The following is a 14242-nucleotide window of genomic DNA, read 5'->3' as shown; positions in this document are numbered from 1 at the left end:
GGGCCTCAGACCACCGCCCTGCCCACGACGAGTGCGAGACAGAACACCGTCGCAGCCAGCGGCAACGCCACTCCGACGCGGTAGCCGACCCGGGCCCGGTCCCGACCGTACCGGAGCCCCGTCGCGAGCGCGGTCAGGATTGCGGTCAGTGCCAGCACGTACAGCCCGACGGCGAGGCCGAGATGACCGACCGGCAGGGCGGCACCGAAGTCCGTGGCCGCGCCACGCCCTACCCCCACCCCCACGGTGTCGGCACGGCCGGCCGTCCCGGCGGCGAGTGCGACCGTCGTGCCCCCAACGAGTGGTCCGAACACGGTGGCCGTGTTCGCCAGCGTGGCCGTCAGCCGGGCGGTCTCGCGACGCGTTCGCCGGGTCACCTGCCGCAACTCCGCGAGATGTTCGCCGGTCGCGACGAGCAGGTCGCCGGCGGGCGGCCCCACGCGTCCTGCCCGAGCGAGCGCGGTCACGGCGCGCTCGACGCGTGGACTCGGCAGGTCCCCGGCCGGTCCGCCCGGACCGAGGAACGCGGTCTCGATGTCGCACCCGAGCCGACGCCCACGCTCGCTCGCGGTCGCGAACGCCTCCTCGACGGGCCCCCCGAGCGATGCCGTCGCGTCCGCGATTGCCCGCTCGACGGCGACGCCGGCCGCTACCTCGTGCCCGACCGCGACCAGCGCGTCTGGGAGCCCTCGTTCCACCGCCACCGTCCGTTCGCGGACCGCGACCGTCGGCCGATGATGCACCGCGAGCCCACTCCCGGCGGCCCCGACTGCCGCGACCGGCGCCGCCCACCCCGGAACCGGCGGCAGCAGTGCGACGACCGCACCGGTCACCGTCGCGGCCCCCAGTCCGACCGCGACCGCCAGCCACGGTTCGTCGGGACGTGCCGGATGCGATTCCGGGACGGGGTCGCGGGGGAAGGCGACCGGCCGCCGGGCGAGGAGCCACGTGGCGGCTCCCAGTAGTGTCACCGGAAGCAGCAGGTCGTAGCAGCCCACCACCGCGGCGAGCAGGAGTTCCGCGGGAACGCCGGCTGCGACCACGCCCGGGAGGATGCCGACGAGCGCGAGCGGCAGCAACACGCCGAACGCGTACACCGCGGTCACCGGGCCGTGGAGCGACGCCGCCGCGGACGTGGCCCGCTCGCGGACGCTCTCGGCTGCGGCCTCGGTCGCACGGTCGAGTCGTCGCTCGCGCTCGTCAGCCGGGGCCATTGTGGCCGCCACGACCTGTCGCACTGCCCGTGCGAGTTCGGGGTGGTCGGCCGCGCTGGCGGCAGCGAACGCCTCCAGACCGGCGCTGTCGCGCCCACGCGCCCGCTGGACGTGTGCGGCGAGCCGGTCGGCCAGCGGGTCGTCGCCATCACACCCGGCAGCCGCGGCCGCCTCGGGTGTCGGCTCGATGTGTACCCGGAGCGCCATCCGCCCGACCAGCCGGGGGACGGCCCCGACGGCTCGAGCCGACCGGAGCTGGGCTGCCACTCCGGAGCGGTGGGCGAACCACTGCACGAGCCGGTTCCACGGCGGTCCGTCGGTCACGCGTCCGCCCCCGCCTCTGTCGTCAGCGTCTCGCCACGCGCTTTCGCGGCGGCGAGTGTCTCGGCGTACGACTCCCCCGGCTCGCACAGGTCGGCGACAACCGCGCTCGCGCCGCCGCCGAGCCGTTCCGCCGCGACGAGCGAGCCGTCCTCGGCCTCGTAGAGTGGGGCGAACGCCGCACCTCCGTCGTCGGTCCTGACAACCTCCTCCACGCGGCGGACCCGTCGCTCCCGGCCCCGGGTCGTCTCCCGGGCACCGACGGTCACCAGCAGGTCCGTGTCGGCGAACGACGACTCCGGAACGCCGAGGTCCGTCACCATCCGTTCGCGGACGGTCGCGGCCCCGTCCCCGTGGACGGTGCCGAGGACGGCCGAGCCGCCGGCGCCGACACGCATCGCCTCGTAGAGGACCGCCGCCTCCTCGCCGCGGACCTCACCGACGACGAGCGCGCTCTCCCCGAGGCGGAGCGCCGTCCGGAGCGCCTCGGCCGGGGACAGCTCGGCACCGTCGCCGGTTCCGACCCGGAGCGCCTGCACGTCGCGACCGGCCTCCCGGAGCGCTGCCGCCGGCAGCTCCGGCGTGTCCTCGACGAGGACGGTCCGGCTCCCGGCCGGGAGTTCCCAGAGGAGCGCGCCGAGCAGCGTCGTCTTCCCGGCCCCGCGCTCGCCCGTCACGAGACAGGCCACGCCGCGCTCGACCGCCAGCGACAGCAGTCCAGCGACCTCGGGAGTGAGGGTCCCGTTCGCGACGAGGTCACAGAGGCGCCATGCCTCCCGGTCGTGGGCCCGGAGCGCGAAGGCGTGTCCGTCGCTGACCGGCCCCGTGACCCCCGAGACACGGACGCGGCGCCCCGCGACCTCCGTCGTCGCGGCCAGTGTGGGCGAGGAGCGAGCGAACGCCCGTCCCGAGGCTCGGCGGAACCGTCCAGCCAGTACCGAGGCTCCCTCGCGAGCCAGCCGGACGTTCGTGGTCATCGACTCGTCGTCGCGGCGGACCCGGAGCGGCGTCTCGGCGACCGGCGCGGTGGCGAAGACGTCCGAGACCGCGTCGTCGGCGAACAGGTCCGAGAGAACCCCTGCACCGCGGGTGTGTTTCGCGAGGGCGGCAGCGAGTGCGACCACGTCGGGTTCGACGGCCTCGGTATCGCCGGGTTCGGCCAGTGCAGCCTCGACCGCTGCGGTCGGATCGTCGGCGCCGTCGGCGAGCGCCCGGCGGGCGGCCGCGAGCGTCGCGAGCGCGGCGGCGGAGAACCGGACGACCGGCGGCTCGATGTGGTACCGGCGCGGCGCCTCCGCGTCGGGCCGGTCGTAGAGCCGAACCACCGCTCCGGTGTCGAGCTCGTATCGGTCGGCGAGGACCCCGTCTGGCGGGGGTGCCCGTTCGACCAGCGAGTGGGTGAGTGCGGGCCCGACGAGTGGCGCGAGACAGTTGTCCTCGGCGGCGGCCGCTTCGTCGGCCGCAGCTTCGGCGACGGCTAGCAGCCCGCTCTCGGCGGCCGCGTGAGACACGGCATCCGACCGCCCTGCCGCCCGGGCCGCCGCGACCAGCGGTTCGCGCCGTGCCCGCCGTGCAAGTGCCGGGTCGTGGACACGAGCCGTGTCGGCGAAGCGACCGGCCGCGACCAGCAGCGCGACCGCCAGCCCCTCGTACCACCGTTCGACGCCCCCGTGCTCCGTTCGGATGGCTCGAACGTCCTGCCCGCCGACCGCCGCTACGGTGGTCTCGCGACAGGCCGGCTCGGAAGCGATGCGGCCGGCGCCGGGGCAGTCCGACGCGTCGACGTGGAAGGTCTCGCCGGCCTCGGCGGGGCCTGGGTCGCACGCACACGCCGCTTGCTCGCGTTTCTCCTCGGTCCCCAGCAGCGTGTCAAGTCCGTCGAACATGGGGTCGCTGGTCCCGGCTTCCGGTTTCAACTTCCGGGATGCGGGACACGCTGACGACGGGCGACCCGGCCCGAAGCCGGAGCGCGAGGCGGAGCCGGTGGCGTCCAGCTGCGAGGTCGAGGGTCGTCGCTCCCGTCTCGAGCGCCATCGATGGCTGCCGGCGGTGCCATGGTCCGCGGTCGACTCGCCACCGGATGACGCCGCGTTCGATGCTGAGGGTGCCGCCCGCCGGGACGTGGACGGTCACGGTCCGCCGGGCGACGCCCGAACGGGTCGGGTCGCTCCGCGCCGCGAGCCGGTCGGCCGCGTCGAGCAACTGTGTCGCGGTTTCGTCGAGACGCGTCGCTGTTCGTGTCTCGCGAGCCTGGTCGGCAGCCGCGAGCCCGGCGGTCAGGAGTGCCCCCGCGAGCAGGACCGCCAGAGTGGTCCGGAGCGGACCGCTCATTCGGTGGCGAGGTCGTCCGGCCAGTGGCCGCTGTCCGGGACGCGCCGAGGGGGGTCCAGGCGCTCGGCCGTTCCGGAGTCCTCTCGTGCCGTGTCTCGTGACCCGGCCGTCTCGGCCCTCGGTTCCTCGCCTCTCGGCACCTCGGATGGCAGTTCCTCGTCTCTCGGCACCCCGAACGGCGGTTCCCCGGTCGCCGGCGCATCGGACGGCGTCGCGTCCGGTTCGTCGTCGAGCGCGGCCCGGAGCGCCTGGACGGCGGCCTCGAGCCGGCAGAGTCGGCGGTCGACAGCCGGGGCTGGTTCGTCCCGGTGCTCGCCGCGGGGCGAGGCGTCCCCGGTCCCGGCCGGCGTGTCGGCGGAGGGAGTCATTGGTGGGTCGGGAACGATGTCCTCGTCGGTCAGCGCACGCTCGACCGCACGGAGACGGGCGGCCAGCGTCTCGGTGTCCGGGTTCGGCATAGGGCCGTTGCTCCCGGGATGGTACTTGAATTTCGCCCACAGGTAGCCCGCGGGCAGGAGAACGTGACGCCGCGGTCGTTGTTGCTCGACGCCGCGGTCGTTGTTGCTCGACGCCGCGGTCGTTGTTGCTCGACGCCGCGGGTCGCTACTGCTTGACGAGGCTGCCGCCGTCGAACTCCGGCCGGTCGTAGTCGATATCCATCAGGTCCAGCACCGTCGGGCCGATATCGAACAGGTCGGCGTCCTCGACGGGACAGTCCGGGTCGTCGACGAACAGGCAGGCGTTGTCGAACGAGTGCATCCCGTTGCGTGGCCCGGTGTCGAACACGTCCTCGTGGCCCTTGAAGCCGGACTTGAGGTCGAAGCCGTGGTTCGGGACGACCGTCAGGTCGGGCGCGATGTCGTCGTGGGCACCGCGGTACGCCTCCTCCCTCGTGACGACGCGGTCGGCGACCGGGTCGCCGTTGGGCCCCGTCAGATTCTCGAGGGCCTCCTTCAGTTCGGCGCGGGTCTCCTCGTACTCGTCCTGCGGGACGCCGCCGTTGGGCTCGCGGCCCTCCAGATTGAGATAGAAGCGACCCGGGATGAGCGAGTAGGCACGGGCCTCCTCGGAGATATCGCCGAGTTCGTCGTGGTCGTCGGTGTCGTACTCGAGCCAGCCCTCCCGTTCGAGCCAGGCGTTGCAGTGGACCTCGTAGTCAAGCGTCGTGAACCCGTGGTCGGAGGCGACCATCATGGTCGTGTCGTCGTCGAGCATCCCACGGAGCTCGCCGAGGTAGCGGTCGACCTTCTCGTAGAACTCCATGAAGTACTCGTAGTCCTCGGGGGAGGCCTCCTCGCCGGTCTCGTAGTCGCCGAAGAGGAAGTGGTTGACCCGGTCGGTCGTCATGAAGACGCCGAAGAACAGGTCCCAGTCGTCCTCCTGGATGTAGTGTTTGAAGTTCTCGAACCGGGCGTCGATGGTCCGGTGGGCGTCCTCCATGAAGTCGGCCTTGTCGTCCCTGTGGCCGAGTTTGGCGTTCACGTCGATGCGGTAGTCGTTGTTCTCCAGGTGCTCCCGGAGGTCGTCCGGGTAGGCGGCCTTCTCGACGCCGGGCGAGAGGAAGCCGCTCACCATCCGCTGGACGTCGCGCTGGGGCGGGAACGTGACGGGCACGTTCATCACGGAGGCTCGCCGGTCGGCGTTCTCGACGCGGTCCCAGATGCGCGTCGCACGCACGTCACGACCCATCGGGACGTACGTGTCGTACGACCCGTTCTCTCGGTCCTGGAACCCGTACACGCCGGTCTCGCCCGGGTTGACGCCCGTCGTGAGGGCGGGCCAGCAGGCACTGGATTCCGGCGGAACGATACTGTCGATGGCCCCGGCACTCCCCTCCGACGCGAGTTCCGTCAGGTTGGGGAAGGTGTCGGGGTTGTCCGCGATGAGGCTGTATGGCACCCCATCGATACCGAAGAAGGCCACGCGCGGCCCGTCGCCTCCGCGCAGCCGGTCGAACAGACCCATACCCGCACGACCGGGGTCGGGCTACAAGAAGCTTCGTTTCGCCGCCGAACGGGCCGTCTCCAGGGTAGCGGCAACGCTCCCCGGGTCGACGACGCCGACCGGCGGTCAGTTGGCTGCGGAGTCGTCCCCGGTCGCTACGTCGTTCGGCTCATCCGGCTCCTCGTCGGCCGCCGGCTCGGGCGTCGTGCCCTCGGGAACGACGGTGAGATGGTCGATCCCGACGCCGCCTGATTCTCGAGTGGCCATATCCGACACTCCGGTCTCGACACGCAAATAATTACCCATGGGTATAAGTTATTACGTCCTGGCGGCAGATTACTGCCAGTTGTACTGGCGGCAACCGTTGCCGCTCCCTGGGTTGGCTCCCGCTGGTGTGAGTGGCGAGTGTAGATATCGGAGAGTGGATTCCCCCGGAACTCGGCCCGCATCCGGCGGCTCGGGTATCGAGCGACTCGGCCCCCGCCGAGGGTAATCCGCTGAGGGCGGACGCGACGCTGCTGGGGAGTCGCTCGTCGAGATATCGCAATAGCTCCGCGTCGCTCAGTCGAACTTCTCGTCGTAGAGGTCCTGGGCGTGCTCGATGGCGTCGTAGGCGGCCTGCCGGTCCTCCCAGCCCAGCGTCTCGACCTCCTTGCCCTCCTCGAGGTTCTTGTAGGTCGCGAAGAACTCGTCGATCTCGTCGAGTTGCTGTTGGGTGATGTCCTCGAGGTCCTCGATGTGGTCGTAGCGCGGGTCCTCGGAGGGGACGGCGATGACCTTGTCGTCCTGTTCGCCGTCGTCGTCCATCTTCATGAGCGCGACCGGGCGGGCCTCGATGACACAGCCCGGGAACGTCTGGTCCTCGACGAGGACGAGCACGTCGAAGGGGTCCTCGTCGTCGTAGTACGACTGCGGGATGAAGCCGTAGTCGGAGGGGTAGTGGACGTTGGAGTGGAGGACACGGTCGAGAACGACGCCGGGGATGTCCTTGTCGTACTCGTACTTGTTACGCTCGCCCTTCAGGCACTCCACGACTGCGTATATCTCCTCCGGCGGATTCGGGCCGGTTTCCAGGTCTTCCCAGAGGTTCGCCATGCGCCGGCTTCCGGAGCGGTGTCATAAGGTGTTTCTGTTTTCGGTGCCGGCACCCGATTCCACGGCGCCGGGAACGACCTGCACTGCGGCTCTCACTCCACGGCCGCCTCGGTGACCAGTTCCAGCGATGCCTCGACGACCGCCTGCTGGTCCGCCGAGGGCCACGCGTTCCGGGGAAAGTACTCGGACAGGAACTCCTCGCGCATCCGCTCGGTCGCCTCCTCGACCGGGCGCGCGTAGTGGTTGCTCATGAAGGTCGCGAACGCCCGCGCGTTCGCGCCGTGGACCTCGCCGTGCTCGTCGGCCACCTGCTGGGCCACCGCCGCGTTGTGCTCGTCGACGGCGTCCCAGTCCTCGGTGTCCCCCGCGCCCTCCAGCGGAACCTCGATACCCCGGTCGATATCCTCGATACGGTCGGGGTGGACACTCCCGTCCACGACCCACTCCGACGGGTGCAGGACGAGCGTCTCCTCGGTGTTCTCGCCGCGGATACGCGACGTGTACTCGTGGTCGGCCAGGAGGTCGGCACGGCGCTCGCGGTACGCGGCCGCCTCGTTCTCGTCGATGGCGTCGCGGGCGAGCCGGGTCAAACGCTCGGCCTCGTCGGCGACCTCGCGCGGCAGGGTCTCCGGCGCCCTGTCGGCCGTGTCGGCCGTGTCGGCATCGGTGCCCTCGTCGGCGTCCTCCTCGTGCTCCGTCTCGCCGGGGTGGATGTCCTCAGGCGTCATCGAGTGCTTCGTTCGCCAACTTGTCGGCACGCTCGTTTATCTCCCGCGGAACGTGTTCCAGGGTCCACTCGTCGAACCGGTCGAGCAGTTCCCGGGCTCGCACCCGAAGCTCGCGCAGTTCGGGGTCGTTCGTGTCCCACGCGCCCTTCACCTGCTTCACGATGAGTTCCGAATCTCCGCGGACGTGGACCTCGTCGAAGCCGAAATCGGCCGCGACCTCCAGTGCCGTGATGAGTGCGTGGTACTCGGCCTGGTTGTTCGTCGCCCGGCCGATGGTCTCGCCGCCCTCGGCCGCGATGCCGTTGCCGGTCACGATGGCGTAGCCCGCGGCCGCGGGGCCGGGGTTCCCGCGACAGGCGCCGTCGAAGTAGACGTGGGCGCGGCCACCACCCCCCCGCAGGAGGCCGACCAGTCGCTCCGGCGAGCCACCCTGCACGACGACCTTCCCCTCGTAGGCGACGGCGGTCGCGCCACCGTGTTCGGCCCGCCACAGTTCGTGGTCGGTGTTCCCGGACGCGACGGCGACACCGGCAGCTTCGAGACGTTCGCGGGCCTCCGCCGGGTCGCACTCGACAACGGGCATGCCGGGAGGTGCCCGAACGTCGTACTTATCGGTTCCGGTGAGGCGACCGTAGCGTCCCCGACGGCTAGCGATTTCAGTTACGAGAACCGGGAATAGCCGCGGGATTTATGTGGTATCCCTGCGCCAAAGATTAACCGCGATGTCACGGCCCACACGGCAGCGCGAGCGCAGCCGCGCCGACGAGGGGGAGGCGGAGGAGCAGACCGAGGAGCAGACCGAGGGTACGCGGACCTGTCCGGAGTGTTCGTCCGAGAGCGTCGTCAAGAGCGCCGACCGGGGGGAACTCATCTGTGAGGACTGCGGGCTGGTCATCGAGGAGGACCAGATCGACCCCGGCCCGGAGTGGCGCGCGTTCAACCACTCCGAGCGCCAGCAGAAATCCCGCGTCGGAGCCCCGACGACCCAGACGATGCACGACAAGGGGCTGACGACCCAGATCGACTGGAAGAACAAGGACGCCTATGGGCGCTCCATCTCCTCGGAGAAGCGCTCCCAGATGAACCGGCTGCGCAAGTGGCAGGAGCGCATCCGCACCAAGGACGCCGGCGAGCGCAACCTCCAGTTCGCGCTGAGCGAGGTCGACCGGATGGCTTCGGCGCTGGGCGTCCCGCGCTCGGTCCGCGAGGTCGCCTCGGTCACCTATCGGCGCTGTCTCGACGAGGACCTCATCCGCGGGCGCTCCATCGAGGGCGTCGCCACGGCCGTCCTGTACGCCGCCTGCCGGCAGGAGGGTATCCCCCGCTCGCTCGAGGAGATAAGCGATGTCTCCCGCGTCGAGCGAAAGGAGATCGGCCGGACCTACCGCTACGTCTCGCAGGAACTCGGTCTCGAGATGGAGCCGGTCGACCCCAAACAGTACGTCCCGCGCTTCTGTTCGGAGCTCGAGCTCTCCGAGGAGGTCAAGAGCAAGGCCGAGGAGATAATCACCGAGACCGCCGAGCAGGGCCTACTGTCGGGGAAATCCCCGACGGGCTACGCTGCCGCGGCCATCTACGCCGCCTCGCTGCTCTGCAACGAGAAGAAGACCCAGCGCGAGGTGGCGGACGTGGCGCAGGTGACCGAGGTAACCATCCGCAATCGGTACCAGGAGCAGATAGAAGCGATGGGCCTCGCCGCCTGAGCACGAACGCTACTGGACACGACGGCCGTGCGGACATCGGACTTACTCTGATTACTCGAGGATTTCACACAGAATATCGGGGATAGCTTGCAGACTATCCGAATAGTTCTCCAACATGCTGTGGAATGGATGTACTCTCCATTCTCACACTCCCCTGCTAACTCCCCCACGCCTAACTCCGGCCCGCGAGAACTGCCGCTATGCAGGTCATCGTCCACGGCGGGGCCGGGAGTCCAGCCGACGAACCCGACGACCGCCAGCAGGTGCTCGACGAGGCGGCCACGACCGGGAGTGAGGCGGCCACGCCCACGGACGCCGTCGTCGCCGCCGTCAACGTCCTCGAACGCGACGAGCGGTTCAACGCGGGGGTCGGCTCGGCGGTCCAGTCCGACGGCATCCCCCGGACCGATGCGGGACTGATGACCGACGACCGCGAGGTCGGCGCCGCGTGTGCGATGCCCGGGGTCCGCGACGCCGCCGCGGTCGCACGACTCGTGGCCGAGGAGACCCCGCACGTGCAGGTCGCGGGCGTCCACGCCGTCGACCTCGCGGACGATTTCGGCATCGACACGTCGGTGGACCTCCGGACCGACGCGACCCGCGAGCGCTGGAACGGGATGGACGAGGCCGCACCCCCGGCCAAAGCGCCCGCGCAGGACCACCTCGCGTGGGTTCGCGAGCGGTTCGGACGGAGCGAGGCCGGGACCGCAGTCCCGGACGCCGACCGTCGCGACGGCGGTGTGGACGACCACCACGGCGACCACGACACCGTCGGGGCCGTCGCGCGCGACCACGACCGCTTCGCGGCCGTCACCTCGACGGGTGGTCGGTGGGCCGCACTCGCCGGGCGGGTGGGCGACGTGCCGCAGGTCGGCTGCGGGTTCTACTGCTCGCGGGCGGGCGGCGCGTCCGCGACGGGTGCGGGCGAAGACATCGCGCGGGTGACGATGGCCCGCCGCGCGGTCGCGCATCTGGAGATGGGGCGTGACGCACAGGATGCCGCCGACCTCGCGGTCGAGGAACTCGCCGACGCGACCGGAAGCGAGGCCGGCATCATCGTCCTCGACAACGCGGGCGGCGTCGGTGAGGCGTACAACAGCGACGCGATGCAGACGGCGGTCGCCGCCCCCGGCACGTCGGACTGAGCGGGGCCGGCCGGGGGCCGCGCCGGCCGCTCACAGGTGATGCAAGGCCGGAAGCCCACGACTTCAGTCGTGGGTAGCTGACCCCTCATCACTGCGGCCGAGCCCCCTATCGAGGAGCGAGAAGAGCCGGTCGACAGGCGTGCTGGCGAGCAGGTCCAGATACCGCTCGGAGCGTTCGTACACGGAGCGGAGCTGTTCGACCCGTTCGAGGTCGCGTTCGGCCCGCTCACCTTCCGCGTCGTCGAGCTGCTCGGCGGCCTCGTCCAGCGCCCGGGCCATCACCGTCACCTCGCGCCGGACCTCGCTCTGGAGGAACTCCCGGGCGACGTACCAGAAGTCGCGTTCGGCCTCGAAGAAGGCACGCTTGCCCTCGTTCGGCAGGGACCGTCGCTGGACGAGGTGGAACCGCTCCAGCGTGCTCATCGCGGTGCTCACCGTGGATTTGGCGTAGCCGCTGCGCTCAACGAGGTCGTCCAGCGACAGCGGCTCGTCGGCGAAGAACAGTTCCCCGTAGAGCCGCCCGAGGCTGCGGCTCGCACCGTACACCTCGGCCGACCGCGCGAACGCCTCGATGACCGTCTCCTCGGCCGCCCGTACGTCGTCCGAGCCCCTGTCCCCGGAGCCGTCGTCGTGGTCACTCATCGGCCGAGCTGACGGGGCCAAAACGGATAAATCGGACGTGTGCAGAATATTCCGAAAATACGAGATATAGTGAACACCACTCGGGGCCGCCCCCGGAGCATCGTTCGGCCGACCCGGACACCGAGGTCGTCTTCCACCGGCGGCTCCCCCGAGTGCAGGATAGCCCGAGCGGCACGTCCGAACGTTCATCCGCCATCCGCGAGACGGCACGGGCATGACCGCACCCGCCGACCGCATCCTGACCAACGCCGAGGTCCATACGCTCGGTCCCTCGGACCCGCGGTCCGATGGTGACACGGTCCACGAGGCCGTTGCCATCCGTGACGGGCGTGTCGCCCACGTCGGCTCGACGTACGAGGTCGCCTTCCTCCGAGGCGTCGAGACGACCGTCGAGGACTGCAAGGGCCAGGTCGTCCTGCCCGGCTTCGTCGACACGCACACGCATCTCGACATGGTCGGGCGGTATCTCCGCCACGCCGCGCTCGGTGACACGACGAGCCCGGACGACGCCGTCGCCCGGTTACGTGAGGGGGGACACCCCTCTGACGAGGGCGAGTGGATACTCGGCTTCGGCTACGACGAGTCGGCGTGGGACGAGGCCCGGTATCTCACGCGCGAGGACCTCGATGCTGTGAGCGAGGAGCGCCCTGTCGCGGCGTTCCGCGAGGACATGCACAGTGTCTCCCTTAACGGGGTGGCGCTGGACCGGGTGGCCGACGACATCGCCGACGAGCACCTGCGGCAGGCGGGGGGAGAGCCGACCGGCGTCGCCGTCGAGGGTGCCGCCGGGACCGTCCTCGACGCGACTCGTGGCGACTACCCGGAGCGGGACCTCCTGCACGCGGCGACCGACCGGGCCGCCGAACTCGGTATCACGGCCGTCGGCGACATGATCCGGGACCGACGCGTCCCGCGGGCCTACCGCGACCTCGCGCGCGACGGCGACCTCGGCCTGCGAGTGCGACTGAACTACTGGACGGACTTCCTCGACGCGCTGGCTGAGGCGGGCCTGACGACCGGCGACGGCGACGAGCTGGTGCGGGTCGGCGCCGTCAAGTCGTACACGGACGGCTCGCTGGGCGCCCGGACCGCCCGGCTCTCGGAGCCGTACACCGATGCGGACGCCTCGGGTGGCGACGACGAGGGCGAGGACCCACGCGGGCAGTGGGTCGTGACGCCCGACGAGTTGCGGGAGCACGTCGAGCGCGCGGACGCGCTGGGACTCCAGTTCTGTGCCCACGCCATCGGCGACGAGGCCATCGCGGCGACGCTCGACGCCTTCGCGGACACGGACGCAGCCAATACGCGCCACCGCGTCGAGCACGCCGAGGTGCTGACCGACGACCTCGTCGAGCGGTTCGCCGAGGTGGGCGCCGTCGCCTCCGTCCAGCCGAACTTCCTGAAGTGGGCGCGCGAGGGCGGCCTCTACGAGTCACGACTCGGCCACGAGCGGACCCGTGCGTCGAACCGGTACGCGGCGCTCGCCGACGCCGGCGTCCCGCTCGCGTTCGGGAGCGATACGATGCCGCTCGGTCCGCTGTTCGGGGTCCAGCAGGCCGTGACGGCGCCGGCTCCGGCCCAGCGGCTCGATGTGACCGAGGCGGTGCGGGCGTACACCCACGGCGCGGCGTACGCGCTGCGCGAGGAGGACCGGTTCGGAACCATCCAGCCGGGCAAGCGCGCGGACCTCGTCGTGCTCGCCGAGTCGCCGTGGGCCGTCGCGCCCGACGCCATCGCCGACATCGACGTGACGGCGACGTTCGTCGGTGGCGACCCGACGTACCGGGCGGAATGAGCAGAGAGCGGGCGTATGCGGGCCGTCCGGGGCTGGTCGTCCCCGGACGGCCCGCACGGCTGTGACGGACTGATTTCCGCCGATGAGGGGCATCAACGTCGGATTCCTCTCCACGGAGCGTCTTTGTAGAGAAAATCTTTTCATAGATGGCTCCACTACGTCAGGTACTTCCAAGGTGTCTCACCGTGCCGAAGATGGAAACAGCGGATATCGAGACGGACCTGAGCCTCTTCAAGTACGACAACCTCGAACAGCTCCCGCCCGCGTATCGGGAGCTGGACGAGGCGGAGCGTACCGAGCGTATCGAGGCCGCACTGGACGAACTCGGGGACGACGTCGTCATCCTCGGCCACAACTACCAGCGACGCGAGATCGTCGAGCACGCCGACTTCATCGGTGACTCCTACCAGCTGAGCAAGGAGGCCGCCGACGCCGACGCCGACTACGTCATCTTCGGCGGGGTGACCTTCATGGCCGAGTCCGCCGACATCATCACGGACGACGACCAGTCCGTCATCCTCCCGTCGATGGAGGCGTCCTGCCCCATGGCGGGGATGGCCGAGGCCCTCCAGGTCGATGCCGCGTGGGCCGAAATCACGGAGGCCGCGCCCGATTCGAACATCATCCCCATCACGTACATGAACAGCTACGCCGACCTGAAGGCGTTCTGTGCCGAGCAGGGCGGGCTGGTCTGTACCTCCTCGAACGCGCACAAGGCGTTCGAGTACGGCTTCGAGCAGGGGGACAAGGTGCTGTTCCTGCCGGACAAGCACCTCGGCGAGAACACGGCCCACCGGCTCGGCATGGAGGACTCCATCGTCGAGTGGGACCCGTGGGACCCCGAGGGTGCCAGCGCCGAGGAGGCCGCCGAGGCCGACATCATCCTCTGGGACGGCTACTGTCAGGTCCACGAGCGCTTCCGTGAACACCACATCGAGGACATCCGCGAGGAGCACCCGGACGTGAACGTGGTCGTCCACCCCGAGTGCCGCCGCGAGGTCGTCGAGGCCGCCGACGTGGTCGGCTCCACCTCGACCATCTGCCAGACCGTCGCGGAGGCCGACCCCGGCGAGAAGTGGGCCATCGGCACCGAGATCCACCTCGCCAATCACCTCTCGCGCTGGCACCCCGAGGTCGAGGTGCTGCCGCTGTGCGGTGACGCCTGTATGGACTGCAACGCGATGCGCCAGATCGACCCGAACTACCTGACGTGGGTGCTGGAGGAACTGGTCGAGGGGCGCGAGCGCAACGTCATCGAGGTCGCGCCGGGCGAGAAGGAACTCGCACGGCTCGCGCTCGACCGGATGCTCGAAATCTGACGTGA

General features: G+C 70.4%; 14 protein-coding genes. 4 read left to right on the top strand and 10 right to left on the bottom strand.

All coding sequences use genetic code 11. The features are described from left to right. Positions 1-5: 5 nt before the first annotated feature. The 9 genes from NL115_RS00170 to rnhA all read right to left on the bottom strand — a co-directional run bounded on the left by NL115_RS00170 (position 6) and on the right by rnhA (position 8216). Positions 6-1538 (bottom strand): hypothetical protein, encoded by a 1533-nt coding sequence (locus tag NL115_RS00170; protein ID WP_254831215.1) that lies wholly within the window; start codon positions 1536-1538, stop codon positions 6-8. Further along, entirely contained in the window at positions 1535-3421 is a 1887-nt protein-coding gene (locus tag NL115_RS00165; RefSeq protein ID WP_254831214.1) for an ATPase, T2SS/T4P/T4SS family, read from the bottom strand. The genes NL115_RS00170 and NL115_RS00165 overlap by 4 nt, the downstream gene beginning before the upstream one ends. Beyond that, positions 3405-3866, bottom strand: coding sequence for a DUF7311 family protein (locus NL115_RS00160; protein WP_254831213.1), 462 nt, complete (start codon positions 3864-3866; stop codon positions 3405-3407). Before NL115_RS00160 ends, NL115_RS00165 begins: the two co-directional genes overlap by 17 nt. Continuing rightward, the gene (locus tag NL115_RS00155) at positions 3863-4324 is read right to left on the bottom strand and encodes a hypothetical protein (protein WP_254831212.1); all 462 of its coding nucleotides are present in this window, start codon (positions 4322-4324) and stop codon (positions 3863-3865) included. Before NL115_RS00155 ends, NL115_RS00160 begins: the two co-directional genes overlap by 4 nt. Before the next feature lie 145 nt (positions 4325-4469). Beyond that, positions 4470-5831, bottom strand: coding sequence for an alkaline phosphatase family protein (locus NL115_RS00150; RefSeq protein ID WP_254831211.1), 1362 nt, complete (start codon positions 5829-5831; stop codon positions 4470-4472). Between the two features lie 105 nt (positions 5832-5936). Beyond that, positions 5937-6077 carry a hypothetical protein gene (locus NL115_RS00145; RefSeq protein ID WP_254831210.1) on the bottom strand — a complete coding sequence of 47 codons (141 nt, stop codon included), beginning with the start codon at positions 6075-6077 and terminating at the stop codon, positions 5937-5939. Positions 6078-6371: 294 nt separating this feature from the next. Continuing rightward, positions 6372-6905, bottom strand: a complete 534-nt coding sequence (locus NL115_RS00140) for an inorganic diphosphatase (protein ID WP_254831209.1) — start codon at positions 6903-6905, stop codon at positions 6372-6374. Between the two features lie 92 nt (positions 6906-6997). Beyond that, complete coding sequence (locus NL115_RS00135; RefSeq protein ID WP_254831208.1) at positions 6998-7633, bottom strand: DUF7108 family protein; 636 nt, start codon at positions 7631-7633, stop codon at positions 6998-7000. Next, a complete protein-coding gene (gene rnhA, locus NL115_RS00130; protein ID WP_254831207.1) occupies positions 7623-8216 on the bottom strand; it encodes a ribonuclease HI in 594 nt (197 codons plus the stop codon). The genes NL115_RS00135 and rnhA overlap by 11 nt, the downstream gene beginning before the upstream one ends. A 139-nt stretch (positions 8217-8355) precedes the next feature. Here rnhA and NL115_RS00125 point away from each other — a divergent pair, with 139 nt between their 5' ends. Together NL115_RS00125 and NL115_RS00120 are read left to right on the top strand one after the other, a co-directional pair. Continuing rightward, positions 8356-9336, top strand: a complete 981-nt coding sequence (locus NL115_RS00125; protein WP_254831206.1) for a transcription initiation factor IIB — start codon at positions 8356-8358, stop codon at positions 9334-9336. Positions 9337-9536: 200 nt separating this feature from the next. Then, positions 9537-10481, top strand: a complete 945-nt coding sequence (locus NL115_RS00120; protein ID WP_254831205.1) for an isoaspartyl peptidase/L-asparaginase — start codon at positions 9537-9539, stop codon at positions 10479-10481. A gap of 63 nt (positions 10482-10544) precedes the next feature. Here the strand turns inward: NL115_RS00120 and NL115_RS00115 are convergent, their stop codons facing one another. Next, a complete protein-coding gene (locus tag NL115_RS00115; RefSeq protein ID WP_254831204.1) occupies positions 10545-11123 on the bottom strand; it encodes a GbsR/MarR family transcriptional regulator in 579 nt (192 codons plus the stop codon). 214 nt (positions 11124-11337) lie between these two features. Between NL115_RS00115 and NL115_RS00110 the strand changes: the two genes are divergently transcribed. Beyond that, positions 11338-12918 (top strand): amidohydrolase, encoded by a 1581-nt coding sequence (locus NL115_RS00110; protein ID WP_254831203.1) that lies wholly within the window; start codon positions 11338-11340, stop codon positions 12916-12918. Between the two features lie 185 nt (positions 12919-13103). Then, positions 13104-14237: a quinolinate synthase NadA gene (gene nadA / locus NL115_RS00105; protein ID WP_350355266.1), complete on the top strand. Its 1134-nt coding sequence runs from the start codon at positions 13104-13106 to the stop codon at positions 14235-14237. The last annotated feature ends 5 nt before the right edge of the window (positions 14238-14242 follow it).

It is taken from the genome of Haloglomus salinum (assembly GCF_024298825.1).
Classification (GTDB): Archaea; Halobacteriota; Halobacteria; order Halobacteriales; family Haloarculaceae; genus Haloglomus; species Haloglomus salinum.
Note: the sequence above shows the minus strand (reverse complement) of the source record. Positions and strands in the feature narration are given on the sequence as shown.

Bases quoted from the DNA above. Each gene is read 5' to 3' on its own strand.
- NL115_RS00165 (WP_254831214.1), bottom strand. From the start codon at position 3,421: ATGTTCGACGGACTTGACACGCTGCTGGGGACCGAGGAGAAACGCGAG.
- NL115_RS00160 (WP_254831213.1), bottom strand. From the start codon at position 3,866: ATGAGCGGTCCGCTCCGGACCACTCTGGCGGTCCTGCTCGCGGGGGCA.
- NL115_RS00155 (WP_254831212.1), bottom strand. From the start codon at position 4,324: ATGCCGAACCCGGACACCGAGACGCTGGCCGCCCGTCTCCGTGCGGTC.
- NL115_RS00150 (WP_254831211.1), bottom strand. From the start codon at position 5,831: ATGGGTCTGTTCGACCGGCTGCGCGGAGGCGACGGGCCGCGCGTGGCC.
- NL115_RS00145 (WP_254831210.1), bottom strand. From the start codon at position 6,077: ATGGCCACTCGAGAATCAGGCGGCGTCGGGATCGACCATCTCACCGTC.
- NL115_RS00140 (WP_254831209.1), bottom strand. From the start codon at position 6,905: ATGGCGAACCTCTGGGAAGACCTGGAAACCGGCCCGAATCCGCCGGAG.
- NL115_RS00135 (WP_254831208.1), bottom strand. From the start codon at position 7,633: ATGACGCCTGAGGACATCCACCCCGGCGAGACGGAGCACGAGGAGGAC.
- rnhA (WP_254831207.1), bottom strand. From the start codon at position 8,216: ATGCCCGTTGTCGAGTGCGACCCGGCGGAGGCCCGCGAACGTCTCGAA.
- NL115_RS00125 (WP_254831206.1), top strand. From the start codon at position 8,356: ATGTCACGGCCCACACGGCAGCGCGAGCGCAGCCGCGCCGACGAGGGG.
- NL115_RS00120 (WP_254831205.1), top strand. From the start codon at position 9,537: ATGCAGGTCATCGTCCACGGCGGGGCCGGGAGTCCAGCCGACGAACCC.
- NL115_RS00115 (WP_254831204.1), bottom strand. From the start codon at position 11,123: ATGAGTGACCACGACGACGGCTCCGGGGACAGGGGCTCGGACGACGTA.
- NL115_RS00110 (WP_254831203.1), top strand. From the start codon at position 11,338: ATGACCGCACCCGCCGACCGCATCCTGACCAACGCCGAGGTCCATACG.